The sequence below is a fragment of the Nocardia sp. XZ_19_369 genome (assembly GCF_015355715.1).
In the GTDB taxonomy this organism is placed as follows: domain Bacteria; phylum Actinomycetota; class Actinomycetes; order Mycobacteriales; family Mycobacteriaceae; genus Nocardia.
In genome coordinates, this window is the sequence record NZ_JACVED010000008.1 from 286,795 (window position 1) to 311,957 (window position 25,163).

Here is a 25,163-nt window from a genome sequence, read left to right on the forward strand (position 1 = left end):
ACTTGCGGGCAGCTTGCCGGGCAGTCGAGGATAGGTATTGCGGGCAGATTGCTGACTCGGCGAGCCGAAAATGTCGGGCTGGTGCGGTCGAAATCATTTGTAGCCCAATGTTTTGGGTGGGCATGTGGGGTATTCGGGGAGTGGTGCAACGTCGCGCCGCCCATCAGCGTCAACGTTAAGGACGAGATCTTCATGAGCACACGCGACATCACTACCTTGCTGGCGCAGTTACGCGCCGTCCGCGATCTGACCAACACCGAAATCCAGGTCGCGGAGACCCGTATCGCCCAGGCGCGGACGGAGGCGGTGCGCCGCGAGTTGTCCGAAAACGCCGACAACGCCCGCGCCCGCGCCGAGGCCATCGAGTCCGCCATCCGCGAACTCGGCGGTGTCCCCGCGCTGATCGGCCCGTTCATCGGCCGGGCCGCCGCCGCGGTCAAGACCATGGGCGAACAGGCCCAGCCGTTCGATGAAGCCTTGCTGGGCGACCTCAACCTCGAGCACCAGCTCCTTGATCGGGCCCGCTATATCAAGGCCCTCGCTACCACCGCCCAGCGCACCGACGTGGTGGCGTTGGCCGAGCGTTTGATCACCGCGCACTCGGCGACCGTCACCTGGCTGACCACCGTGCTGGCCGAGGAAGCCCTCGGCGGTCCGGCGGCACTGCGCCGCACCCCGCTTCAGGCGGCCAGCGGCACCATCGTCAAGCTGGCCACCATCCCGGTCACCTGGTCCGCCCGCGGCCTGGACCGTGCGCTGGACACCTTCCGTTCCACTCCGCCCGCGCTCAGCGAGCTGCTCGCCCGGGGTGCGCGCGTCGGCGATGTCGCGGTGAAAACCCTCACCGCCTCACGCGACGCCGCGCTGGAAACCGCCGAGCAGGTCACCCGGCGCGAGGGTGCGGACGGCACCGCCGACGCCTTGCATTCGTTCCGCACCGCCACCGGCGTCCTCGAATCTCGTGAGCTGCCCATCGGCGACTACGACGATTTGAACGTCAGCCAGGCGGTCGCGGCGATCAAGGAGCTGACCGACCCCGCCGACGTACGCGCGGTCATCGCGTACGAGGAGACGAACAAGAACCGGCACGGTGTCGTCTCGGCCGCCCAGACGCGGCTCGCGGCGATCGCCCAGGACGTCACCGGTCTCAACTGAGTCCTGCCCGCTGGACGGCCCCGTACTCGGATGAGTACGGGGCCGATGCGATGGTCAGCCCAGCGTCAAGGGGATTTCGGAGTCGACGCGGGTCAACTTCTCCGGATTCCGGACGTAGTAGACGCCGCTGATGCCGGCCTCCTCGACCTGGATCGACATGATGCCGTCGAACGCACCATCGAGATAGACCAGCAGTGCCGGGCCGCCGTTGACCATGGCCGGAACCGTGCTGAGTGCGGCTTCGTTCTTGCCGAGGCCGCCGGTGACGAAGCGAACCACCTTGTCCGCGCCCATGATCGGGCGCCGCGCGGCCTGCTTGATGCCACCGCCGTCGCTCATCAGCACGACCTCCGGGGCGAGGATGTCGAGCAGGGCCTGCGGGTTACCGGTTTCGAGCGCGCGCTGGAACGACTCCAGCGCGGCACGGGTCTGGCTCGGGGTGACCACCGAGCGCGGGCGGCGCGCGTCGACGTGCTGCCGCGCGCGGTGCGCGATCTGCCGGACGGCGGCGGGACTCTTGTCGACGGCGGCCGCGATCTCGTCGTAGCCGACATCGAAGACCTCGCGCAGTACGAAGACGGCCCGCTCGGTCGGCGACAACGTCTCGAGTACCAGCATCAATGCGATCGAAACACTCTCGGCGAGTTCGACATCCAGTGCCACGTCCGGCACGGTGAACAGCGGCTCGGGCAGCCAGGGCCCGACGTACGCCTCCTTGCGCCGCTGCATCGTGCGCAGCCGGTTCAGCGCCTGCCGGGTGGTGATCCGAACCAGGTAGGCGCGCTGGTCCAGCACCTGACTCAGCTCGACGTCGACCCAGCGCAACCAGGTTTCCTGCAGGACGTCCTCGGCGTCGGCCGCCGATCCGAGCATCTCGTAGGCCACGGTGAAGAGGAGGTTGCGGTGCGCGAGGAAGGCCTCGGTGGCGCGGTCAGTCATTCTTCGGCAACTCTCCTTCGGCCCTCGATCGTGCCTGTCATGGTGTCACCGACGTTTCGGGCTCCGACCAGCAGACCCATGACCTCGGCGGCGAAAACGGTCAGGCGGTGAAGGAATGGGGACCGAAGCGGCCCCACGCGATGAAGACCGCGAGCGCGATATAGAGCAGATTCACCACCGCGAACTTGACACCACCGTGGCGCAGATGAACGATCATCGCTCCGATCATCAGCACCACCCAGCAGACGGCGGTGACCGGTACCAGGACCGGCACGATATCGAGCACGGCGGGCAGGATCAGTCCGACCGCGGCCAGGATTTCGAGGGCGCCGAGCGCCTTGATGAACCCGGCGCCGAAGTCCTCGGTCCATTCGCCGCCGGAGGTCGCGGCCACTTTCTCCAGTGGTACGACCAGCTTGATGATGCCGCCGACGAGGGCAACCGCGGCGAGCAGTCCGGCGGCGATCCACAGTGCGAGGTTCATGGGGTTCTCCTAAGTGTTCACTGGTTCGGCCACAAGACACCGGGCGCTCGATCCTTGTGACATCGGGTGAGCCAGATCACTCGTCCGGATAGTCTGCGCCGCCGCTTATTTCGCCCGGGAATTCGCGAAACCTCCCCACTTCCACTGGGGAGATCCGGTGCGCGTGTTTCGTGTCACTATTCACAAAGTTGTTCAGAAATGACGGCGTACCCCACAGCCGTCAGCTGGGAAACACTCTCGCACAGCAGTTCTCGGTTTTCGCTCGGCCATACCCTGCGACGCCCCGCTCACTGCGAGCACATAGCAAATTCCCCAGCGTCCACCGGTCACGGGTTCGTCTGACTGTTCAGCACATTGCCCCCTGCACATCCCCGCCGAAGCGAGGCACCCCGTGAACCGCAAACGTCTTTTACCCATCGTCACCGCCTGCTTGATCCTGTCGCTCGGGACCGGCTCGGTGGCGGAGGCAGTGCCGGCACCGAGCATCGACAACGCCGGCCCGGTGGCCGCCGCACCGTTCTGTTACGAAGAGCCCAACACGCCGCAGGCCGATATCAGCGACCTCAAAGCCCGCTTCTCGCGGTCGAATTGGATGCCGACCCTGCAGGCCATGTACAAGCGCCGCTGGCCGAGCGGGGAGAAGCTGGCGATCGCCCAGGCCAAGGACCCGTATTGGAATCAGTTCGTGGAAACGAGCAGCTTCGAGGCGTTCGCCGAGTCGATGATGGTGGCGATCCACGAGGAAACCCACATGTGGGACCTGGACGGGTCACGCACCGAATGGGACAAGTACACCGCGGCCTGGATCAATGCCTCGCAGCAGATGACGGCCATCCCACTGCACGGCGGCTTCCCACGCAAAGAGATTCTGCCGTTGATCACGGACAAGCTCAGCGACGACATGGACGGCATCTATCTGCGCGATCGCGAGCAGGGCAACTATCGTATGCAAGGGGTGACCGCGGAGTTGAACGCCGGGCTGATGGGCCTGCCCGCCGCCACCGTGGTGCAGGAATACATCAAGGGAATCGGTGCCAGCAACTCCAGGGATATCGCCGCGACCAATCTCCGTTATCTGCTGCTGTACTTGCGCGTAGCCAAGAGCAAGCACGCCGACTACTGGGCAAAGATCAAGAACGAGCCCAAGCTCCGCGACCTGGTACTCACCCAATTCCTGCGCACCGCCTATTGGCTGGAGAAATCCGCACCCTACGGCAGCAAGCTCGGCAGCCCCAACGCCGATAAGATCACCGCGAAGAACTACGCCCCCGAGAACATCGCCATTCTCGAAGAGTTCACCGGTCGCAAGGTCCGCACCGACGCCCAAAAGAATTGCACTGCCTGACCTTCCGACACCGAACGGGAGTGCCGCCGGCCCGGACCGCCGACGGCACTCCCCTCGCGCGCACAGCTCTCTGGATATGATCTTCGGCATGGGCTCGACCGGGCCCGCCGAGACCGAGATTGCCGCGATGCCTGCACACCCCGACCTGGCCGATGTGATCGAGGCCCTGCACTCGGACCTTGCCGAGTGGATGGGCTCGAATGCGCCACCGAAGGTGTTCGACCGGTTCGCCAATGCGTTGGACGAGAAGTTCTCGTCGGTGACCACGGTCGGGCAGGTGATCGATCGGGACACGCTGCTGGCCGGGGTGTGGTCGGCGCGTAACGCGCAGCCGGGCTTCGATATCGCGATCACCGGTATCGAGGAGCTCGCGCAGAGCGGCAGCATTGTCACCGTCCGGTTCATCGCCGAGAACCGGTTGGGCGACAGCCGGACTCGTCGGCTGGTCACCGCGATACTGCTCAGGACCGACCACGGGTACATGTGGCGGTCGGTCCACGAGACCGCCGCGGCCGCATGAGTTCCGGCTACCGCGGAGCCATCGGGACTACGGAACCTTCTCGATCAGCCGCATGACGCCGGTCAACGTCGCGGCGTAGCTGGGTTCGGTGGCGTAGCCGGCCGCGGCTACTTCGCGGGCGAAGGCGTAGGGATCGGCGGTGTACGCGAAGGCCTTGGCGTAGCGCGGCGCGAGCAGTACGCGAGCGTGGCCGTCGAACGACGCGGCCGGCGAAGCGAAGGCGCGGAACCAGGCCTTCACGACGTAGGTGTAGCGGCCGTCCGGGCGCGGCGTCACGGAGATGACCTCGGGGTAGCTCCGCACGTTCGGGGTGGCATGCACCTCGGTGGTGGTGCAGAGCCTGCGCTGCGACTCCGGCAGGCTCGTCGCCGCCTTGATGCCGAAGAAGTTGTTTCCGCAGGCTTTTGCGCCCCAGCCGGTTTCGAGCGCGGCCTGGCCGAGGGTGACCAGCCAGGGGATGCGGCTGCGGGTTTCGTTCGCTTGCGCGTGCGGGCGGTACTTCCGGACGAACTCGACGACGTGTGCCGGGATGCGACCCGCCGGCTTCGGGACCGGTTTCGGTTTCGGCACGGGGGTCGGTGTCGGAGTCGGTGCGGCATTCCCGCCGAGGCCCGGAACCGGCCCGGCGAACAGCGGACTCGGGGTCCGTGCGCCTTCCCAGCTGAGATCGACATGGATGTGGTCGGTGTGCGGATTGCTGCCCCCATAGGGCCGCCATCCCTTGGCGCGGAACTGCCAACCCCACTGCCTGCGATTCCAGATGATGTATGCCACTTGCAGTTCCACCGCATTGGCCTGCAGCCACGCGAGGTAAGCGTTCACCTGTGCACGCTGCGCCGGGTCCGCCGCGTTCGCGTACAGATCGATCGCCCGGCCCTCGCCATGCAGTGACGGGGTGCCGAATGTGGTGGAGCGGCAGTTGAATGTGCCCGCCTTGCGACCGGTCAACCGCTTCCACTGATCGGCCATCGCCCGTGCTCCGGGCTGCTCGCCCGTCGTGCATTTGGTGAAGGTGCCGCGACGGACGACGCCTGCGGCGCGATCGGGCGTCCGTGTCGGCGTTGGTGTGGGCGTCGGCCTGGGGACAGGCTTAGGCGTTGGCGCCCCGCGGTTTCGGCGATACTGCCGAACGTGCGCGAGCGCGGCCGCATTGGCTTTGCCCGACATATAGGTCCAGGTGTCCGGCCGCCCCCGCACATCGATGTGCGCGAAGTTCCCGCCGATACCGAGGGCAATGTCATTGCCGCAGGCGTCGATCGCGAGTTCGGCGATCTGTAACCCGGTGAGCCCGGTGATGGTGATGTCGGCGGCTTGCCCGCTGCAATGCCTGCTGAGCGTCGGCTGCTTCCCGCGAGCGCGGTACACGGCGACGTTGCTCGCCCAGGAGCGGTAGCCCGAGCTGATCTTCACCGGTCGCCCGGCGCGCTCGCGGATGGCCTGTAGGCAGCGCACGAGGGCAGGCGAGATACGCGCGCGATCGGCGGGTCGTCCACCGCTGCTGACGAGTTCACCGACGGTGAAGTTCGGCGCCAGCTTCTTCTTGCGCACCTCCGGGCCGGTGTCGTAGAGCGGGAGGCCGGCGTTGTTCGGATCCCAATGCTCTTGACCGGCCGCTGACGGGCCCGGTCTGGCAGTGAGCACCAGCCCGGAGGGGAAGGCCTCGGCTTCGAAGAAGGTTTCGGCGAAGGTTTCGTCGAACTCGTGCTGTTCGACCGCACCGGACTCCTCGGCCTCGTCGACGACCTCGTCTCCGAAATCCTCGGAGTCCACCTCATGGTCGTATTCGGCAGTGCCCGGATAGTTTTCGCGGACAGGCCACTCGGCATAGGTCGTCATGACTCCGCCTCCGATCGCGTCAGTAGGTGTTCTGGTAGACCACGGTGCGGCGTTCCCTCGGCCGCGCGGGTGCCGGTGCGGGTGCGCGCGCCCCGAGATCGGCCAGGGTGACCACGGCGCTTCCGCTGGTCCAGAAGTTCTTCGCCTGCCCGCGCGCCACGAGTTCCACGCAGGCCGCGTGCGCGCATTGGCTCACACCCGGCCTGGCGGGATGGAATTCGTAGTAGTCGAGCATCGAGATCTCGATCCGAGTGCCTGGCTTCTTCCGCCAATCCTTCGCGACGGGCGGCAACACCCGCCACTGCACACAATCGATGGCTCCGTAGGCGAATTGCAGTTCGCTGTCGCGGTATTCGCTCTGTTCGATCCGGGTCACGCCGGACGAGCCGCCGCGCGCCATCGACTTGCGGATCTTCTCGCGCACGCCGGCCGACCGCTTGATCATGTCGGCGACGTCGATGGTGACCTCGGTGCCGCTGGCGCCGAGGAAATGGGCGAACAGCCGCGCCGCGAGCGGACCCGCGGCCACCACGCGCGCCATCGAGAAGATCGCCACATCGCGGGGATCACCGAACGCGCACGCGCAGTCGATCGCCGATTTGGGGTCGAGGCGATGCGTGGTCAAGCTGCAACGCTTGCGGAACCGCTGCTGCATCTCGCTCCACGGTGCCTCCGGCTTGCAGTCATCCTGCGCGGGCCTGCATTTTCCGATACTGCGGCGCGAGGGTTTCGCCGGGCACGGCGCTTCGGACGACTCGCTCTCCTTGCTCCGGCAACCGCACTCGTGCGATGGCGACTCACCGAGGTAATCCTCTGCCTCCCAGGCGGTTTCGCCCCAGTACTCGCCGTCGCCCTCCTGCGGAGTCCACAGCTCATCGCTGCTCTCGCCGGCCAGTATTCCCCCGCGCAAGTCGGCGGAGGCATCGGCCAACAGCTGCCAGCCGAAGCGACGGGGAATGTCATTGTGCGGCACTCGTGTTCGCTCTACTCGGAAGTTCGGCGAAGCGGCACCCCGGACCGCCGCGGCGACCCGCTCACTCGCCCGCGCGGTGCCCTCACCTGGGCGATACAGCACACGCAACGCACCCGTGCCAGCCGCCATGCGCTTGCGCGCCCAGGCGATCAGCGCCTTAGGGTCGTTGTACAACGCGTCGAAGGTGTGCACCTCGTCGGGATCGGTGTGGCCGAGAATGGCCATCAGCGCCGCACCCCCGCCGGAGTGCGCGGTCAGGATCAAACGGTTGCGTCGCACGGTGGTTCCGGTTGCAGCACCGAACCGGGCCAGGGCGTCGTCGATCAATCGTTGCAGCGCACCGGGTTTGGTGAGCGCGGGGAAGGTGTATCGCGCCGGATTGCCCTTCGGCTGATGGTGGCCGCGCGGCAGGATCAGCAGCGTCGGTGTGGTGCGCCCGGCGACCGACGGCTTGGCGGGGTCGGTGAAATCCAGTCCGCTGATGGGCTTCTTGTGTTTCACGATGTTCATGGCCGCAGCCTGTCCGGCGTAGCCGTGCAGGTGGACGACGACATCGACCACCGAGGGTTCGACCATGCCGTTCCACTCGACGAGCAGGTCCGGTGGGGTGCCCGCGTGAGTGCGAAGCAGCGGATGGCGTTTGACGATCAACCGGCCCGGCGTCACCGGGGTTGGTGGGGCGTCCTCGTAATCGGCGTCCTCGTAATCGGCGTCCTCGTAATCGGCTTCCCCGTAGTCCGCGTCCTCGTAGTCCGCGGCTTCATAGCCGCCGACTTCGTAGCCGGCATCCTCGGCGTCAGCGGCCTCGTATCCGGCAGACTCGTCTCCCGCATCCTCGGAGTCGGCATTCTCGTAGCCCGAGGCTTCGGGCTCAGCGTCCGCATAGTCGGCCGCCTCGTATCCGGCGTACCCGTAGCTCGCGGCTTCGGGCTCAGCATCCTCGTAGCCCTGGGCTTCGTACCCGGCGTACTCGTAGCCGGCGGCTTCGGAATCAGTGGTCTCGTAACCGCCGGCTTCGTACCCGCCGTACTCGGAGTCCGCAGCTTCTGGCTCAGCATCCTCGTAGTCAGCCGCTTCGTACCCGGCATACGCGTAGCCCGCATCCTCGTTGTCAGCCGCACGGTCAGCGGCATCCTCGAAGTAGACAACCTCGTTCTCGGCTTCGAGGTCTCCATCCTCCTGGCCGTACGCGGCTCCATAGGTATAGCTCTCGCCGGCCTCCGTGTCACCCACATCCTCGGCGAACACATCTTCGCGAGTGGGCCACCCGCCGGGATCAGGCGTCGATTCGGGCGAGGCGAAGATCGACGATTCGGCAACGGTACTCATATCAGGCTCCCTCGTTATCGCGCGGTGGCGAACGACTCGGCGTCCCAACGGCTCAGAGCCGAGGAGCGACGCGTCGATGTCCGTTCGTCACCGGGGCCGCCGGTGCGGTGGCGCCGGAAAGCACGCCTGCGGGCAGCAGTTTCGCCGGTTGCGCGGAACGGACCTGGTTCGTGCTGCGGCGCATGGTGACGGCGAGGTCCTTGACCCGCTCCCCTGTCGCCGACTGCCACAGATCGATGATTCGGTTCATCGTCTGCGCGGGCCCGGGCCCCGGCACCCCGGTGGAGCGGTAGAGCAGCTCGGCTTGCGGCTGCGAGTCGAACACACCGAGCTCGATCGCCCACAGCAGCGGCGACACCAGGGACGCGAGTTCGAAGAGCTCACGCGCCTGACGAGAGGGCGCGACGCCGACCCTGGCACCGACGGTCGCGAGGCGGTCGGCGGGATTGCCGCCCGCGATGCCCGCGTTCGCGCTGAGGTCGCGCACTACCGCGCTTTCGTAGTCGACGGTGAGGTGGAACCAGTTCAGCAGGCAGGAGTAGCTGAACTCTTCGCGCGACAGCATCCCGCCGAGGCGGCGCAGCCGCAGCATCTCCGCGAGGGTCTGGCACAGGTATCCGATGTAGCTGGCGTCGGTCGGATTCGAGCCGGAGGTGTTGCGCTCGTTCTCGATACCGAGCCAGATCTGGCGCAGCAGTTCGTTCCAGATCTCGATGAACCGAATGTTGCTTGCCGCGCCCGTGTCTCGCTTCCAGGCCTGGCTGTCGGCACCGGGTGCGGGATGGGGCAGGTCGAGTCCGAACATGCGCCAGTAAGCATTTCGCCGGTTCACCCGGGCGTCCGGTCGCAGCTGACTGGTCAGCCCGCCCACCCGGAACAGCGGCGGATCACGGAAGAACAGTTCTTCGGTGGCACGCACCCAGGTCATGGTTTCCACCGAGGGCGCGGGCAGTGTTTCGCCGACGACGTAGCGCCGCACCACTTCCGCGAAGATCTCGACGACGCCGGTGCTCTCCACCAGGTAGGCGTAGAACATGTGATCCCAGAGCGGCACCACCTGCGGGTCGGTCGTCGGGTTGTAACCCAGTGGCGGAGTGAACGGCGGTGTCCCCGTGGTCGGTCCGTGCACACCGGACTTGAACGACTCCCTGATCAGGTTGTCCGGGAGCTGCGTCATCCGGACGGCGGCCGGGTCACCGAGCGGTACCTGGGTCTGGTTGAAGACCTTGGGCCAGCTGCTGATTCCGCCTTGCGCCCAGACCTCGTCCAGCCATCGGCTCAACTGCTCGGGATGGAATGTGAAGACCGCGTCGGCCGGCGTGAGCGAGCCGGTGAGCGGGGGGAGCTTGGTAGCCAACTGTCGGAACATGGCGCTGCCTTCCTTACATTGCTTGCGGCGAAACGGTGTTCGCCGCGACTCGGGAACCGCCACCGGTGTCTATCGGCGCGAACGTCACGAAACTGACCAGCCGGATCCGCTCATGGCAGTCCTGGATCTGCACGGCGATCGCCTCATGGGGATGCGCGAGATCGAACGTCGTCGGCGTATCGCAATCGCCGCCGTTGCCGCCGTCTCTGCTCTCCTGGTCGTAGACGTAGTGCACCTCGGGAGCGAGGTTGCCGCGGTGGATGACCACGACCCGCTCCGCATAGCGCGGCAGCCTCCGCTTGAAGAACAGCATCTTGTTCTGCACATCCACCTGTGCGGGAAGCGACTGCGCCACCGGCCCTTTGGACGCGAGGTTGCGTGATTGCAACGCGTACTGCAGCTCCGAGAAGATCGACAACGTCAAGTCGTTGCCGTCGTGGAGCGTGTTCGTCTCGGGGCTGTCGGGTTGCCGGTACTGCTGGAGTACGCCGGTGAACAACTGGATCAGCTGATCCACGTCCACCGTCGCCTTGCCTGGCTCGTTATCCATCTCGGTCTCCTATCTGTGCGTTCAGGCGGCGACGCGGTCGCCGCCACCCATCCGTCGCAGCCATGTCTCCATTTCCGATGGCGCGGTGGACGATTCGAGACCGCGCAGCACGGTCAGCGCCAGGATTCGCATCGGCTCGACCCGCTGCAGGTGGGTCGAGGTGTACAGCGAGGCCCCCGCGCGATCGGCCAGCCGGGTGAGCTCACCCGGCGACACGCGCCGTGGGTCGGCGAGGGTCGACAGCGGCACTCCGTGGAAGGCGCGCATCGGCATTCGTGTGCACACGTCGACGATCGCGGGCAGCAGCGGCATGCTGGCCGCCATGATCGCGGCGACATCCGAAGGGGCCTGCGTGAGTGGGTGTCTGGCCTGCCAGCGCGCGGCGAGCGCGTCCCACGGACCCTGGCCGAACCAGGCTCGGCACAGCGCGGCGTTGAGCTGCACGCGCAGCGCCGAGACCGGATGCGGGTCGCCGAACGGCATCCGGAACACCTGGCTCGACGGACCGTCCACGACGGTCGCCAAGGCAGGCACCGGCGCATAGCCGAGCAAGCAGAAGGCATAGACGTCGGCCGCTACCTCGGACGCCCAGCTCTGCCACGCCGCTGCGGCGATCGGGCTGCGCGGGGCGAGCGCGGCGTGCAGTGCGGCCGCCAATTCCTTTGTCCAGCCGGTCAAATGGGCGACCTGATGGCCGGTCTCATGGACCAGCGAGGTGGGCTGCCACAAGTTGTGCCGCGTGATCTTGATGGCCGCGGCGGGCGACAGCGAGGCGTCCCAGAGTCGCGCACCGGCCCGCAGAATCGACGCACCCATCCCCTTGTCGAGGTAGGTCAGCACCGAGGGCGTGTCGATGCCCAACGGCCGCAACACCTGATCCATGCTGTGCACGGCCAAGGCGTCCAGCCCACGCAGCACCGCGGCGAGGCGCGGATTCGTCCGGGTGTTCACCGCATCGCAGTAGAAGTCGACCATCGCCTCGGCGCGGCTATACCTGCGTCGTAGCGTAAGCAGTTCCGCGCGTGCGGTTTTCAGATCGGTCTGGGTCGTCGCGCCTTTGATCGTGAAGATCGTCCGGTCGGCCTGCGCGGTGAGCCTGCGCGCCTGACCGCCGAGGCTCGCCCGGACACTGAGCCCGAGGTAGGACTCGAGCTCGCGCCAGGACGCCGGCGACGCACTCACCTCGAGGTCACCCAGCGCCGCGCAGGCGCGCCGCCAGTGCCTCGCCTCGGTGGCGAGCGCGGCTGTCTCGGTGGCGAATCGGGCGTCCATCACTTCAGTCCGGGCGTCGCGACGACTTCGGGGGCCGGGAGTTGCGCCGAGTCCGCCTGGACGCCGGTGAACGTCACCGCCAGGGTGACCCCGTCGGCCGGATCGGCTACGGCGGCGGCGAATTGGGCGCCGCGTTGCGCGAGGTAGCTGGCCAGGCCGGTGCTGGTCGCTGCGGTCAGTTCGCCGGCCAGTTTGGCGGCCGCGACCGGATCGGTGACCAGCTGCGCTTTCAGCAGCCGCCGGGCGATCCGATACTGCAGGCGGGGCAGGAAGATCTCGCGCAGTGCCGACAGCACGGCGGGCAGGTCACGCTGACCGGCGGGTGCGGCCCGTTGCAGGCGGGCCTGCAGACCGCGAGCTCGTCGCTCGGACAGCTTGATCACGATGCCGAGGCGCTTCGACGCGGGATCCCAGCGGACCGTCGTCAGCCTGCGCGGCCTGCGGGCCTTGCGGGCGGGCAGCTTCGCCACCCGGACCCGGAAGTACCGCTGCCCGGGCACGGGCCGGTAGGCGCCCGGCGCGGTCCCGACCTTGCGGCGGCGACCCAGCGCGGGTTCCCGAAGCAGCAGTCCGGCGGCCTCCGCGGTGAGCGGCTGGAATTCATCGGCACCGGGATGCTCTGCGGCAGGCAGGGTTTCGTCTCGGGTCAGGTGGCCCAGCATGGTGCCGGGCATGGTCTCGTAGAGATCTATCTCCGCGTGCACGGGCCAGCGGTCGACGCCGCGGTCGAGCAGGTACGTCTCCAGCGTGCCGCCGTCGTTCCAGCGCACCGCCCGCGCGACCTGCCGTGGGATCGGCATCGCGAAAACCCTGGTGTACTTGCGGAATCGGTAGCGCGGCTTGGTCGAGCGCGGCATCATCACCCAGAAGCCGCCCTCCTCGGAGGTCTCGCGTTCCGGCAGGTCGGCACGCAGCAGCCGGTCCGGCAGATAGGCGGCGGCCGACTCGGCGAACGCGCGCTGCACTGCGGCACTGACCTGCAACGGGTCGGTGAACGCCTCATCCGGCAGTTCGTCGAGCACCCGGGCCACCGTGGCCTCGACGGCCGAGGCCAGTGCCTCGCCGGGGATCGTATCTTCCTCTTGCCCTGCGGTTTCCAGGCCGAGCGCGGTGAATCCGACGCCGACCACCGCGCGGGCGATCATCACCGACGGGTCCTGTCCGGCGATCTTTCCGATGGTGCGTGCGGCGTCCGGGCCGACCATGCCCTTGATCAGCTTTGCCAGCGGCTGGGCGATCAGATTGACCAGTTTGGCCCGGGCGCCGGTGACTTTCAGCCCCAGCTTGAGCAGCGGCCGAATCGCCAGCACCGCGGGGATGAACTGCTCGATCTCGGCGATCGGCTCCTCGGAGCCGGTGTAGGCGCTCAACTGTGCCGCGAGCCGAGCGCGGGCGTCGTCCAGCTCGGCGACCGTATTGTGTTCCGGCTCTTCGGTATCGACCTCGTCGAACTCGTCCGCGCCTGCCTCGTCGGCTTCGCCGGCTTCTTCGGCGCTGAACATCGCGAAGAGTTGCTGATCGAAGGCCTCCGACATTTCGGCCGCGGTGCCGGATTCGTCGGCGCCCTCGTCGGCCTCGTCCGACGCTTCGTCGGCGGCTTCTCCGATGCCCAGGCGCTTGGCCAGGATCGGCACCAGCGGGCGAATCTCGGCGGGCAGGATTCGGGTCAGCGGGTTCAGCAGCTTGGCGACCACCCCTTTGAGCAGGGAAAGCCCGATCTTCTTCAGTCGCGCGAGCAGCGGCCCGATCAGGTGCTTGCCGATTGTCTGCAGGCCACTCTTGATGGTCTTCAGCCCGCTCTTGGCAATTCCGATGACGCCCTTCACCGGATTCTTCACGAACCCGATCGCCTGCCGGACCTTCTGCTTGATGACCGACTTCACCTTGCGGACGATCTTGCCGAAAAAATTCTCGAACACCTCGGACCCGAGCGCACCGGGCGTCTCCAGCGAGTCGAGCAGTTCGTCGAGTTCCTGTTCGGCGAGCCCGTGCAGATCGGCGTTCTCCAGCCCGCCGGCGAAATTGTCGATGGTGCGTTCCCACTCGGTGATCAGTGGCGCGATCCACTCCTGCAGCGACTCCCGGCATTCGGCCTCCGACGGCGTCATCGACCATTGCTGAGCGTCGGCGAGTGCGCGGGCCGCACCCTCGTCGAGCAGCTGCTCCAGCGCCTCGGTGAATTCCTCGTCGTGCAATGCCTCCAGGAACTGGGTGGCCAGCTGCGACTGCTCGTCGGCCGCCGAATAGGCACTCTCGCCGAAGGGAGATTCGGTGAACGAGTAGCTCTCGAACGGCGACTCGTCGAACTCCGCGGTCGACTGTTCGACCGCTTCATCCACCGCCTCACCGAAGGGTGAGAGCCCGGAGAAGGGCGAAACATAGTCCTCGGTAGCACCGCGAGACTCGGTGTAAGAGTCACTGCGCATTGTGGTCACCTCCGCAAACGACGGGCGTTTCGGATCACTGTGCGCGGCCACGGTGTGCGCGAGCGTCAACGCTTTGTCTCGTCGTTCGCGGGATTGTCGTGCAGCTCGGCGAGCAGCTCGCCGACCCGGGTCAGCGACGCGTCGATATCGGCGAACACCCATTCCTGTCCGGCGCCCACCTCGCCGGCACCCGTCAGTACCCGGATGATCAGTCGCCCGCGATCACGCCAGGCCCGCACCACGATGGTCTTGCTCTCGGGTCCACTCACCGGAACACCCTCGCGCGTGGCCATACCAACTCCCGTCAACGCCGCGTGGGCGGCGTTGACGCGGCGTTGACGCGCGCGCAGCACCGCGTCGGCACGCTTGCTGCACCGGCCACCACCCGGCCGGTGACCGAGGGAGGCTTCGATGCAGCTCGCCATCTGTTTGCTCGGCGGATTCGCACTGCGGGTCGACGCGAACCACGTTGCCGTGCCCCAACATTCACGCCGCGTACTGGCCTATCTGGCGTTGGACCAGATCGCCGAACCCGACTGCGACCGAGGGGTACTCGCCGAGCGGCTGTGGCCCGACGCGACCGCGGATCGTTCGCGGGCCAGCCTGCGCACCGCGCTGTGGCGGATCCGGCAGGCCAGCCCCGCGCTGGTGCACGGGGCGGGCGGCCGGGTGCGTCTCGGCGCCGACGTGCGGGTCGATGTGCACGAGTTCCGCGGGAACGCCGAGCGGATGCTGGCGGCGCAGCAGGACTGTCCGCGTGACCGCGCCGCCTTGCTGGCGCGCACCAACGATCTGCTACCCGGCTGGGACGAGACCTGGCTGCTGCTGGCGCGGGAACAGTTGCGGCAGATGCGGTTACACGCACTGGAGGTGGACGCGCGCAAGCTCGCCGAGCGCGGACGCTACCCGGAGGCGATCGATGTGATGCTCGCGGTGGTCGCCGAGGAGCCGCTGCGTGAGTCGGCGCAGGCGGCGTTGATCGAAGCGCACCTGTGCGAGGGCAATGTGGTGGAGGCGCGCAGGCAGTTGCGCATGTTCACCGACCTGCTCTGGACCGAGCTGAGCATCCGGCCCTCGCCGGAGCTGTTCGGCCGGGTCGGCATGGTCGCGCCGCCGCCACCCACGCCGCGTTCAGTCAATGGTCATGTCGCGCTGCGCAATCGACGCCTGTTCCCGCACCCGAGTGCCTGACACCGGATGGGAGCGGCGGGCGTGTACCGACGCCAGTATCGATATCCGGGTGCCGCGCGCGGGCGCCAGCGCGGCGGGTAAACGGGCGGACACCGTGCGCCAGCGGCCCGGGGCGAGATCGAAACCTACTGTTGCCGTCTGTGCTGGGAAGAAGTCCGTGGGATAGGTGGATGGTGTCGTGGTCGCGGTTCGGACGGTGAAGGTGACGACGAAGTGGCGGCACGGTCCGGCCTTCGCGCCGTTGCGCACGCGGGCGTGAATCCAGTTGTCCTGTACGGCTTTCGGGTTGACGTGTGTGGCGATGCCGTCGGCGGCGCGGCGCACCCATAGTGCGGGGGCGGTGACGAATTCGATGCGCGCGTCGGGGGTGGGCTCGGCGAAGCCGTAGACGAATCGGTGGAACGCGTCTACGAGATCCGTTGCGCCGGAAAGCGTGATCAGATGCGCCTCCAGTTCGCCTGTGCTGAGCGGTGTTCCACGTCGCGAGCGGTACAACTCCCCCATCAACGTGCGCAGCCGGTCGGCACCGAGCCGCTGCGCTACACCGCGGAAGAAGCGACTGCCCTCGTCGTACGCGGACGTCGGCGTCGTGCGCTGAAATGGTTTGCGCGAGCACAGCTCCACCGGTGGCAGCGTGAAGTCGAAAGGCTCGGTCATGGTGTCGCCGTCGTCGCGGAAGCTGGTGTACGCCTCGTCCCACCAGCCGTCGGACTGCGCTGCCGGGGTGATGCCGCGAGCGAACCAGGAGTGGAACACTTCATGGCCGAGCGCGCCCGCGGATGTGGTTGCCGCACCGGCGTATTCCATTCCGCCACCGGCGCCGTGGAAGAAGCACACGAACCGGTCGGCGAGGAATGCGCCGTAGGTTGTTTCGTTTTCCGCCAGCAGCGTGCCGATGCGGCTGTTCAGCGCGGGGAGATTCTCCTGCCCGCCAACAGGTTTCCACGTTTCCACCACCACCGAGCGCCGGGAAACCGGCAGTACCACGGTCGACGACCGGAACAGCAACGCGTCGGACGGGCGGAGTTCGAGCAGCGACGACATGGTGGTGAACCAGTCGGGGAAGCGCACCGACCACGCGTTCACGCCGACCACGGTGGCCGAACCATTGGTGATGAGTGAATGCGCGGTCGTGGTGCCGGTGATCCGTAGTTCGAGCGTCCACGGAAACTGGTCGAAGGGCAGGTTCGACGGGAACCAGGCTTCGAGATAGCGGCCCGCGAACAGGTCGGACATGCCGAACGACCAGCGGAACCGCCCGTTCGAGCCGTGCAGCACCGGCGGGTAGGCGCCGCCGAGGTCGGCGGCCGGAGTCGCCAGCTGGTAGGTGAGGTTGAGCTTGTGCGCCGATCCCGCGGTCTGCTCGACACCGATGAGCCGGATCGAGCTGTACGGTCCCGCGCCGACATCGCGCGGGGCGATCTTCGCGACATCGAGCTTTGCCCCGTCGAGCAGGCAGGTCTGCACGGTTTGCCGCAGGTCGAAGATCGGCGATCCGGCATGCGGGCCGACTACGTAGTCGAGCGTCGCCTCGACGGTGCCGGTACCGGTCGCGGCGTCGAGGGTGACCACCGCACGCAGGTCCCGGATGTGCATCGGCACCGCGCGCAGCCCGCCGACCTTGGTCGGAGGAGGTGCGTTGGTGAAGTCGGCCGACATCGCTTCAGCATGCGCCGGAGGTATGGTCGTCGGCGTCAAGACCGCGTAGTCGCGGCGCACACGGGCAAGCCGACACGATGCCCGAGTTCCGCGGACGGGCGCAGTTCGAGTTCACGCCACAGCGTGGTGGCGAACTGGTCGAACTGTCTGCGCGCCTCGGCGGCATTGCCTTCGCCGAGATGGGCGTCGATGAGGATCGCCTGGGCCGATTCGCGCAGTGGTTCCTCGGCGACAACGCGCAGGATCAGGTCGATGGCCTGCGGATACCGGCTCTGCTCGCAATACCGGCGCGCGACGGCCTCCAACGTATGCAGCCGCAGCATCCGCACCTGTTCACGGCACAGCAGCAGCCAATCCTCGTCCCAGCCGGGCAACAGTTCGGCCGCGGTGCACAGCGTGTGTACGTGCGCCGGCGTGCGCTCGGCACCCGACAGCATCGCCTCGGCACGACGCCGGAATTGATCCACGTCGACCTCGACGTAATCGGCCAGCGTCACCCGATCCGCATCCCCCGCCAACAAGTCCGGCCCCGCGCGGCGGATCCGCCACAGCGCCGTCCGCAAGCTGGCCGACGACCGCTCCGGCGAAGAGTTCTCCCACAACCGCTCCGCCAGCACCTGCCGCCCACACTCCTCCCCCGCCATCTTGCGCAGCGCCAGATACGCGAGCACCCGCTGCGCGTGCACCGGCAGCACCACTTTCGCGCCCGCCAACCGCAGTTCGAACCCACCGAACAACGCCAGTTGCGCAGTAGCCCGCAGCCCCGAACCCGATTTCCCGCTCGCGCACACCGCTGCCCGTGGACCAGCCGAGCCAGGCTGTGCCCACCCCATAGTCGCTGATTTAGCTACCCACATATCCCACGTCTTTCAACGAATACAATTCATTCGCCCCATCAGACCCCCACCCCATGTTCCCCCACACGAGTAGACCGCTACCCGAATCCGCCCGAATCGGGCAAATTCGGTCCACTGAATGAACTCGACTATTCCGATCGATCTCCTGGCTGCCGAGCAACGACGACGGGCGGTCGCCTTCGTCGATGACAACCAGCACGGGCGAGTAGAAAATCCGCTGGTAGTCGCTACCCGCCGACGATGTCCACCGAGCCGGGGTCCGACCGCTCATTCAGCCGTGCCCGGTGGTCTTCAGGTTGTGCCATTCGTGCGCGAGCATCGCGTATATCGCGCTGTCGCTCCATTCGTTCTTGAACCACATGTCTTCGCGGTGGATTGCTTCGCGGCGCATGCCGAGTCGCTCCAGGACGCGGGCGGATGGGGTGTTGCGGGCGTCCAGTTGGGCGGTGATGCGGTGCAGTACGAGTCCTTCGAAGCCCAAGCGTAAGAGTTCGGTGGCGGCTTCGGTGGCGTAGCCGTGGCCTGCGGCGTCGGGCGAGAAGACGTATCCGATTTCGCCGGTGCGATTTTCGGCGTTACGCCAGAAGAGGACGACGTCGCCGAGCAACCGGCCGGAAGCCTTCTCCTCGACGCAGAGATTGAGCGACTGCCCTACTTCGGTCAATTCGGTTCTTGCCCATAAACCCGAAATCCGTTCGGCCACTTGTTCGCGCGACATGGGTTCGTACGGCAAATAGCGGCAAACATCCGGCTGGGATTTGTAGGCATACATTTCGTCGAGATCAGCGAGGGTCGCGGGGCGGAGCAGTAGTCGCTCGGTAACTATCGGATAGTCCGGGTGCAGCACGACTTCCGACTATAGCGCCCGGTGTGGCCGACTCCGGGTCTCACCAAGTTCCGAAGACGAAGAGCCACAACAGACTCGTCAACCCGATCGGGATCACCGCCGCCACCAGACACACGATCGCGGCACCCACGTCGTCCACGATCCGGGCCCCGCCTTCGAGTTTCGAGGGAGGCCCGGAGAAGACCGTCAGGACGAGAGTGACGATGAACCACCATGACCAGAACGTCGCTGTGAGCAGCACGACCAGCGCTCCACCCGCTGCCCAGGCATTGTTGTCGCATTTGGCGACCACCTGGGGCCATGCATCGGTCATTCGCGTCAATCCGGCCACGATCAAGCTCGCCACTATCGCTACGGCCAGATCCCGCGCGAACTTCCTGGCCGCGGCCGTGGGATCGTCCTTTCGCCGCACCGCGCTACCCCGTCCTCGAAGTGAAAGGCGCTCAGGCTGAATCCATCCGGCACCCGGCCGCGCAGTTCAGCGCTACTGAGCTATTCCGATTGTCCTCGTATCTGCGGCCGACAGCGGCCGTTTGCCGTACACGCGGTCGCGGCGAGCGAGTCTCGGCGTGACCGGGAAAACCGGATGACAGCGATGGAATCGGAAGGTTAGCTTCGCTCAGTGAATCGCCAGTGGATCCTCGTGAAGCGCCCGGTGGGCATGGTCGATGACAGTAGTTTCGAGCTCAGGAGTGGCCCCGTGCCGTCTCCTGGACCGGGCGAGGCACTCGTCAGGGTGGTCTGGCTGGCATTCGATCCGACCCAGCGGGGCTGGCTCAACGATGGCCCGAACTACATGGATCCGGTGCCGCTGGGGGAAGTGATGCGCGGCGGTGGTGTTGGGCAGGTAGTGGCGTCGGACAGCGCCGATTACGCAGTGGGAGATTGGGTTTGCGGGATGGTCGGGTGGCAGGACTACGCGATCGCCACGGGCCAGGGACTACTGGGGCTGAATGTTGTTCCGCCAAACGTGGATCCGAAAGCGATGCTCAGCATTTTCGGCGCCACCGGGTTGACCGCGTACTTCGGCATGATCGATATCGGCAAACCCGCAGCCGGAGAAACCGTGCTGGTGTCGGGCGCCGCCGGTGCGACGGGGTCCATCGCGGGACAGATCGCTAAAGCGTTGGGGTGCAGGGTGATCGGCATCGCGGGCGGCACCACCAAGTGCACCTGGGTCACGGAGATAGCCCGGCTCGACGCGTGCATCGACTACAAGACCGACGACGTCGAGACGCGGCTACGCGAACTCGCACCCGACGGTATCGACGTGTTCTTCGACAACGTAGGCGGTGCCGTACTGGACGCCGCCCTGGCGAATATCGCCGAGCGAGCCCGAATCGTGGTCTGCGGCGGCATCTCTTCCGGCTACGAGGTCGGCGAATCGCCTCCCGGACCGCGCAACTACCTGCAGCTCGGACTCAAACGAGCGCGAATGGAAGGTTTCATCTTTCTGGACTACCTCGACCGATTCCCGGAAGCCTTCGGCCGACTCCACGCATGGATGACCCAGGGCGACATCGTGTACGCCGAAGATATCCAGGAGGGTCTCGAACTCGCGCCCACATTGCTGCGCGGACTCTTCGAAGGCCGCAACCTCGGCAAACAACTCCTGCGCATCGCCCCCGACCCGCTACCGGGTTCCTGACCCCGCACAGTTCGGCACCATGACCACCCGCCCATCCTTTAGTACGTCCGCACCGAATACCCGGCGTTGGTTCGCGCGGCCTTCATCGGAGCCATTCGCCGTGCAGTGCTCACCTGTGGCTCCTCGACCGATTGGAGTGTGTGTGCGGAAGGTTGGATTCGTGACCGTCGGAGTCGTAGCGGCGAGCATCGGCGGTGCCGTGCTCGCCGGGCCCGCTGCTGCCGCTGTCGACAAGGCTGTAGTCCAGTGCGCCGAGGATTCGGAGGACTACAAAGCGTTCAAGAAGTGCATCAAAGACAAGGCGGCCGAGTCGGCGGCCGCAAACGGGGGTAGCGAAGCGCAGGGTGACAGCGGCAACGCAGGCAACCAGGGTCAAGGACAAACCGGAAACGCGGGTAACCAAGCCAGCAATCAAAGCGGGAACGGGAGTAACCAGGCTGGAAGCCAAAGCGGCAACGCCGGTAACCAGGGAACGGGCGCAACCAACCAAGGTCAAGGCGGGGCCAACGGAGACTGAACATCCCGCCGTTACCCATCCACGCAGTTGACCTGCATCCAATAGATGGCGTCCGAATCCGTTCCTGGACAAGCGATCACGTGGAACTGGTGATGGTCAGCTCTCGACCGAGCCCAGCACCAGTTCCACCCGATCAACCGACCAACCAGGCCACGGACGCATCTCGAGCACCTGCCCGATGAGTTGTCGACACCCGCGTCGACCGGCGGACCCGTCGGATGCAGTTTTCCGCGGTCAGTGGTGAATCACCGCACCGAGTCGCGGCAGAACGAGACGCTTCCAACTTCGCTCCGTGGCATTGCGAATCATCTTCTGTCGACGGTCTTCGATATCGAAACCGGTCTGCGTCAACAGAAGTCGGGTGCCGCGCCCCTGTGCCCGTATCGTCCAATCGACAATCCACCGGGCCGGCTGCTCGGCCTGCGGATGCAGCCAGCTGTAGGTCAACTGCTCCCCCGGCCGGGCCGCCAGCACCTCGCAGACGATCTCATCGTTCGATGCCTCCGAGGCAGTGAACCGAAAGCGTGTCCCGACCGAGGCAGCGAATCCGGTCGGCCGAAGCAGCCACCGCTCCAGCAGATCCGGCTCCGTCAACGCCCGCCACACGACCTCCGGCGGCTGCGGAAAAAAGCTCCCGAGCTCGACCGCCGCAGGATTCAACTGTGGATCAGCAATCACCGAAGTACCTCCTCTACGAGGGCAACGGCCTCAATTCTCCTGCCCTTCCTTGAACCTCGCCTCCATTTCCGCGGCGAGTCGCGGCTCGGCCGCCTCCATCTTCTGCACGTAGGCGACCGCGTCGCCGACCGTGCGAAGACCCGCCATGTCCTCGTCGGGGATCTTGGCGTCGTACCGGTCCTCCAGCTGCACGGCGATCTCCACCAGTGACAGCGAGTCGATGTCCAGGTCCTCGACGAAGGACTTTTCGATCGTCACCTCGTCAGCCTCGATGCCGGTCACCTCCTCGACGATCTCCGCAATGCCTGCGACGATTTCTTCCTGCGTGGTAGCCACGATTCACCTTCTCCTCGATGCGATCACCTAACTGCGCTACGCCGCTCGCCCGACGGCAGCGGTTCCCATGTGGGGGTCGAGCGCAGTGCCAGTACGCTAAGAGCTCCACCGGGGTGGAGGTTCAAGAGGTTGTGACAGACGGCACACAAGCCGACGGGCTGGTGAGTATCGGAGAATTGGCGCGCCGCACCGGGCTTGCGGTGCGCACGATCCGGTTCTATTGCGACGAAGGCATTCTGGAATCGCACCGCAGCCCAGGCGGGCATCGGATGTTCGATGTGGACAGCGACGGTGAACGACTGCTGCTGGTCCGGCGCCTGCGCGCGCTCGGTTTCGGGCTGAGCTCGATCACCGATGTGCTGCACGGAGAGCAGTCGATCGCCGAAGTCATCGCGGCCGAAAGTGCGCGATTGGATATCGAATTCAGGTCGATGGCATGGCGGCGGGCGTCACTGCGGGCGGTCGAGACGGCTACCCCGGCGCAGCGCGCCGACCGACTCGCGCTGCTGGCCATGGTGCAGGACAGCGGTGCGGCGCACGAGTGCCTCCTGCGGTTCTGGCGGCGTGTCCTCGCACCGGTACCTCGGTGCGAGATCGACATCTTCGTGGGCTGGAATGTCCCGGAACCGCCCGCTGATCCTTCTGCCGAGGAGGTGGTCGCGTACGCCGAGCTGGCCGCTCTTGTCGCGGACCCCGACTTGAACAATGCTGTGCGGCAGCAACTCTGGCGAAAGCAGCCGGAGCTGATCCGCGATCGCCGAGGACTGTACGTCGAGGTGGGCGAGGTCATGGCGGAGGTAACGGCACTGGTATCGGACAACGTGCGACCACACGGTGGCGATGCACTCGATCGATTCGTCAACGCCCACGCCAACGCACGGGGTGAACAAGATTCCCCGCGTTTCCGCGAGCAATTGCTGATCGACGCCACTGACACCGACCGGCGGATCCATCGTTACTGGGCGCTGACCGAGCAGCTCCTCGCGTCTCGTATCACCGTGGGACAAGCGCACAACTGGGTGTACGACGCACTGGCCCGCTCCACCGGCGGCGTCGATGCGCAGGCAGCCCACGCGACTTCAGAGTGAACCATCCCGCAGCGCGATGTTGTGCGCGTGAGCTGCTGACGACACCGACCCGAACTCAACGGGTCTGGTCTTGTCCGGTGAACATGGTGACCAAGCTCGCGGCTGTGCCATCGAAGAAGTCCTCGAAGAACTCAACGGCCTCGGTGGCCATCTCGGTGCTTCGAACGAACATGACCTGTTCGTATTCGTTCAGGGCAGCTTCGATGTCGTCGGGGTGCGCGGCGAGTGCCTGGCCGAGTTCGGCGCCGTCGAGCATGGCCAGGTTGGCGCCTTCACCGTTGGTGGCGGCGAGGTGGGCGGCGTCACCGAGCAGCGTGGCCCCGGGTACTCGATCCCACCGGTGTCCGGTCGGCAGCGCGTAGTGGGGGCGCCAGATCGGTGTTGTGTCGGTGTCGGTGATCAGCGCGGTGAGCTCCGGGGCCCAACCATCGAACTCCGCTGCGATCCGCGCGGTGGCCGCAGCGGTATCGGTGAAGTCGATGGTGGCGAACCAGTCCAGTGGCTCGGCGATCACCACATAGGTGTGCAGCGTCGCGCCCCTTTCCCGGTGGGCGTGGATCTCTCTGCGGGGTGAGGGCGCCATCATGGCTCCGCCGCCGACCGCGGTCGCGGCGGCACGGTGGCGGGTGTCGGCGTCGAACAGGTAGGTCTCGACGAACGACTCCCCGATGTATTCGGGTGTGGCGGTGGACAACAGCGGCCGGACGCGTGACCACGCACCGTCGGCGCCGACCAGCAGGCTGGTGACGACGGTGCTGCCGTCGGCGAAGCTCACCTCGTTCCGCCCGTCGCCGACGGCACGGACACCGCTGACCTTGTGGCCCCACCGGACGGTGCCCGGGGGCAGCGAGTCGATCAACAGCTGTCGCAGCTCGCCGCGCTGCACCTCGGGACGGCCACCGGTACCGTCGTCGGCCTTGTCGAGCAGGACGGTGCCGTCGCGGTCGAGGATCCGCATCGCTTGGCGGCCCGGGAGGATGAGACCACGGAACTCGTCCACCAGGTCGGCTGCGGCGATGGCGAGTTGCCCGTTGTAGTCGTGGATGTCGAGCATCCCGCCCTGCGCACGCGCCGTCGGCGAAGGCTCGGCCTCATAGACCGTGGCCGGAATGCCGTGGACGTGCAGCACACGAGCCAGCGTGAGTCCGCCGAGTCCGGCGCCGATGATCGTGACGGGCGTGTGCATGAATGTTTCGGTCATTCCACGACTCTGCGGGCGTCCGATTGCATGCCACTTGCACCACCCTTGCGCCGCCCTGCCGTCAGCGCGAACGGCGCGAGCCGGCCCACAATCCAGCTGTGACCTGGCCCAACGCCATGTCAGTAGACGTGTCAGGCCGCTGTCAGCCCGGTATCAGCCGGGCTCGCGACAGTAGTCCCATGAACAGCACAGCAACCGAGGGACGACGCAAGCCCACCTCGGCAATGTGCACCGACTGACCCTTCGAAATCCGTTCCGCACCAAAGGAGTACAACCATGTCCACCTTCCAGACCCCCGCCCCCATCGCCATCACCGTCGACGTGCTCAGCGGCGACGTCACCGTCATCGCCTCCGACCGCACCGACACCGTCGTCGTGGTCCGACCGGCCGATCCGGCCAAGAAGGGCGACGTGCGCGCCGCCGAGCAAACCCAGGTCGATTTCACCGCAGGCACCCTGACCGTGAAAACGCCGAAGCAGTGGCGGACCTACACCCCGTTCGGCGGCAACCCGTCGATCACGGTCACCATCGAGGTCCCCACCGGCTCCCAGCTGAAGGCCACCGCCGGGGTGGGTCGTCTCCTGGGCGCCGGCGAACTCGGCGAGTGCGACCTGGCGATTGCGGCAGGCGACATCACCGTCGAACGCCCCAGCGATTCGGTGACCGCCAAGGTCGCCAAGGGCGACATCCGCATCGGCGAAGCCTCTCGCGGCGTACTGCGACTGGAGACGGCCGTCGGCGAGCTGGAGGTAGGTATTCACCCGGGCAGCGCGGTGCGGCTGGAAACCAACGCTCTGCAAGGCAGCGTCCTCAACGCAATGAGCCCGGTCCAGCAGCTGGAGAAGGCGGAAACCGTGCAGGTCTTCGCGCGTAACTCCTTCGGCAACATCACCATTCACCACGCTGCGTAAACACCGATCCTGAATCACCCGAGCACGACAT

The 25,163-nt window shown here is 66.5% G+C and carries 24 protein-coding genes; 8 read left to right on the plus strand and 16 right to left on the minus strand.

The window, feature by feature from the left end; all coding sequences use genetic code 11:
* Positions 1–192: 192 nt before the first annotated feature.
* Positions 193–1,155 carry a ferritin-like domain-containing protein gene (locus IBX18_RS29465; RefSeq protein WP_194836755.1) on the plus strand — a complete coding sequence of 321 codons (963 nt, stop codon included), beginning with the start codon at positions 193–195 and terminating at the stop codon, positions 1,153–1,155.
* Positions 1,156–1,209: 54 nt separating this feature from the next.
* Here IBX18_RS29465 and IBX18_RS29470 read toward each other — a convergent pair whose 3' ends face one another.
* Complete coding sequence (locus tag IBX18_RS29470; RefSeq protein ID WP_194836756.1) at positions 1,210–2,094, minus strand: RNA polymerase sigma-70 factor; 885 nt, start codon at positions 2,092–2,094, stop codon at positions 1,210–1,212.
* Between the two features lie 100 nt (positions 2,095–2,194).
* Positions 2,195–2,578 (minus strand): DoxX family protein, encoded by a 384-nt coding sequence (locus tag IBX18_RS29475; RefSeq protein WP_194836757.1) that lies wholly within the window; start codon positions 2,576–2,578, stop codon positions 2,195–2,197.
* Positions 2,579–2,969: 391 nt separating this feature from the next.
* Between IBX18_RS29475 and IBX18_RS29480 the strand changes: the two genes are divergently transcribed.
* Positions 2,970–3,923 carry a hypothetical protein gene (locus tag IBX18_RS29480; RefSeq protein ID WP_306796468.1) on the plus strand — a complete coding sequence of 318 codons (954 nt, stop codon included), beginning with the start codon at positions 2,970–2,972 and terminating at the stop codon, positions 3,921–3,923.
* An 88-nt stretch (positions 3,924–4,011) separates the two neighbouring features.
* On the plus strand, positions 4,012–4,443 hold the full coding sequence (locus IBX18_RS29485) for a hypothetical protein (RefSeq protein WP_194836758.1): 432 nt from the start codon (positions 4,012–4,014) through the stop codon (positions 4,441–4,443).
* A gap of 27 nt (positions 4,444–4,470) precedes the next feature.
* On the opposite strand, the gene IBX18_RS29490 is transcribed toward IBX18_RS29485, so the two are convergent.
* The 7 genes from IBX18_RS29490 to IBX18_RS29520 all read right to left on the minus strand — a co-directional run bounded on the left by IBX18_RS29490 (position 4,471) and on the right by IBX18_RS29520 (position 14,623).
* Positions 4,471–6,279 (minus strand): glucosaminidase domain-containing protein, encoded by a 1,809-nt coding sequence (locus IBX18_RS29490; protein ID WP_194836759.1) that lies wholly within the window; start codon positions 6,277–6,279, stop codon positions 4,471–4,473.
* A 19-nt stretch (positions 6,280–6,298) separates the two neighbouring features.
* Complete coding sequence (locus IBX18_RS29495; RefSeq protein ID WP_194836760.1) at positions 6,299–8,581, minus strand: hypothetical protein; 2,283 nt, start codon at positions 8,579–8,581, stop codon at positions 6,299–6,301.
* A 52-nt stretch (positions 8,582–8,633) separates the two neighbouring features.
* On the minus strand, positions 8,634–9,950 hold the full coding sequence (locus IBX18_RS29500; RefSeq protein WP_194836761.1) for a hypothetical protein: 1,317 nt from the start codon (positions 9,948–9,950) through the stop codon (positions 8,634–8,636).
* A gap of 13 nt (positions 9,951–9,963) precedes the next feature.
* Complete coding sequence (locus IBX18_RS29505; protein WP_194836762.1) at positions 9,964–10,500, minus strand: hypothetical protein; 537 nt, start codon at positions 10,498–10,500, stop codon at positions 9,964–9,966.
* A gap of 21 nt (positions 10,501–10,521) precedes the next feature.
* On the minus strand, positions 10,522–11,772 hold the full coding sequence (locus IBX18_RS29510; RefSeq protein WP_194836763.1) for a hypothetical protein: 1,251 nt from the start codon (positions 11,770–11,772) through the stop codon (positions 10,522–10,524).
* Positions 11,772–14,198 carry a hypothetical protein gene (locus tag IBX18_RS29515; protein ID WP_228541978.1) on the minus strand — a complete coding sequence of 809 codons (2,427 nt, stop codon included), beginning with the start codon at positions 14,196–14,198 and terminating at the stop codon, positions 11,772–11,774. The genes IBX18_RS29510 and IBX18_RS29515 overlap by 1 nt, the downstream gene beginning before the upstream one ends.
* A gap of 65 nt (positions 14,199–14,263) precedes the next feature.
* Positions 14,264–14,623 carry a hypothetical protein gene (locus IBX18_RS29520; protein ID WP_194836765.1) on the minus strand — a complete coding sequence of 120 codons (360 nt, stop codon included), beginning with the start codon at positions 14,621–14,623 and terminating at the stop codon, positions 14,264–14,266.
* Between IBX18_RS29520 and IBX18_RS29525 the strand changes: the two genes are divergently transcribed.
* Entirely contained in the window at positions 14,610–15,389 is a 780-nt protein-coding gene (locus tag IBX18_RS29525) for a BTAD domain-containing putative transcriptional regulator (RefSeq protein WP_194836766.1), read from the plus strand. The genes IBX18_RS29520 and IBX18_RS29525 overlap by 14 nt on opposite strands.
* Here the strand turns inward: IBX18_RS29525 and IBX18_RS29530 are convergent.
* From IBX18_RS29530 to IBX18_RS29545, 4 genes are all read right to left on the minus strand, one after another.
* The gene (locus tag IBX18_RS29530) at positions 15,330–17,048 is read right to left on the minus strand and encodes a hypothetical protein (protein ID WP_194836767.1); all 1,719 of its coding nucleotides are present in this window, start codon (positions 17,046–17,048) and stop codon (positions 15,330–15,332) included. The genes IBX18_RS29525 and IBX18_RS29530 overlap by 60 nt on opposite strands.
* 35 nt (positions 17,049–17,083) lie before the next feature.
* Positions 17,084–17,881, minus strand: a complete 798-nt coding sequence (locus IBX18_RS29535; RefSeq protein WP_194836768.1) for a BTAD domain-containing putative transcriptional regulator — start codon at positions 17,879–17,881, stop codon at positions 17,084–17,086.
* Between the two features lie 295 nt (positions 17,882–18,176).
* The gene (locus IBX18_RS29540) at positions 18,177–18,752 is read right to left on the minus strand and encodes a GNAT family N-acetyltransferase (RefSeq protein ID WP_194836769.1); all 576 of its coding nucleotides are present in this window, start codon (positions 18,750–18,752) and stop codon (positions 18,177–18,179) included.
* A 40-nt stretch (positions 18,753–18,792) separates the two neighbouring features.
* Positions 18,793–19,164 carry a hypothetical protein gene (locus IBX18_RS29545; RefSeq protein WP_194836770.1) on the minus strand — a complete coding sequence of 124 codons (372 nt, stop codon included), beginning with the start codon at positions 19,162–19,164 and terminating at the stop codon, positions 18,793–18,795.
* A gap of 210 nt (positions 19,165–19,374) precedes the next feature.
* On the opposite strand from IBX18_RS29545, the gene IBX18_RS29550 reads away from it, so the two are divergent.
* Together IBX18_RS29550 and IBX18_RS29555 are read left to right on the plus strand one after the other, a co-directional pair.
* A complete protein-coding gene (locus tag IBX18_RS29550) occupies positions 19,375–20,400 on the plus strand; it encodes an NADP-dependent oxidoreductase (protein ID WP_194836771.1) in 1,026 nt (341 codons plus the stop codon).
* Between the two features lie 160 nt (positions 20,401–20,560).
* Positions 20,561–20,917 carry a hypothetical protein gene (locus IBX18_RS29555; RefSeq protein ID WP_194836772.1) on the plus strand — a complete coding sequence of 119 codons (357 nt, stop codon included), beginning with the start codon at positions 20,561–20,563 and terminating at the stop codon, positions 20,915–20,917.
* Between the two features lie 234 nt (positions 20,918–21,151).
* Here IBX18_RS29555 and IBX18_RS29560 read toward each other — a convergent pair whose 3' ends face one another.
* Both IBX18_RS29560 and acpM read right to left on the minus strand, forming a co-directional pair.
* Complete coding sequence (locus IBX18_RS29560) at positions 21,152–21,595, minus strand: SRPBCC domain-containing protein (protein ID WP_194836773.1); 444 nt, start codon at positions 21,593–21,595, stop codon at positions 21,152–21,154.
* 30 nt (positions 21,596–21,625) lie between these two features.
* Positions 21,626–21,931: a meromycolate extension acyl carrier protein AcpM gene (gene acpM, locus IBX18_RS29565; protein ID WP_194836774.1), complete on the minus strand. Its 306-nt coding sequence runs from the start codon at positions 21,929–21,931 to the stop codon at positions 21,626–21,628.
* Between the two features lie 131 nt (positions 21,932–22,062).
* Between acpM and IBX18_RS29570 the strand changes: the two genes are divergently transcribed.
* Positions 22,063–23,019 carry a MerR family transcriptional regulator gene (locus IBX18_RS29570; protein WP_306796469.1) on the plus strand — a complete coding sequence of 319 codons (957 nt, stop codon included), beginning with the start codon at positions 22,063–22,065 and terminating at the stop codon, positions 23,017–23,019.
* Positions 23,020–23,074: 55 nt separating this feature from the next.
* Here IBX18_RS29570 and IBX18_RS29575 read toward each other — a convergent pair whose 3' ends face one another.
* Entirely contained in the window at positions 23,075–24,205 is a 1,131-nt protein-coding gene (locus IBX18_RS29575; protein WP_194836973.1) for an NAD(P)/FAD-dependent oxidoreductase, read from the minus strand.
* Between the two features lie 291 nt (positions 24,206–24,496).
* Here IBX18_RS29575 and IBX18_RS29580 point away from each other — a divergent pair, with 291 nt between their 5' ends.
* Positions 24,497–25,132 carry a DUF4097 family beta strand repeat-containing protein gene (locus tag IBX18_RS29580; RefSeq protein ID WP_194836776.1) on the plus strand — a complete coding sequence of 212 codons (636 nt, stop codon included), beginning with the start codon at positions 24,497–24,499 and terminating at the stop codon, positions 25,130–25,132.
* The last annotated feature ends 31 nt before the right edge of the window (positions 25,133–25,163 follow it).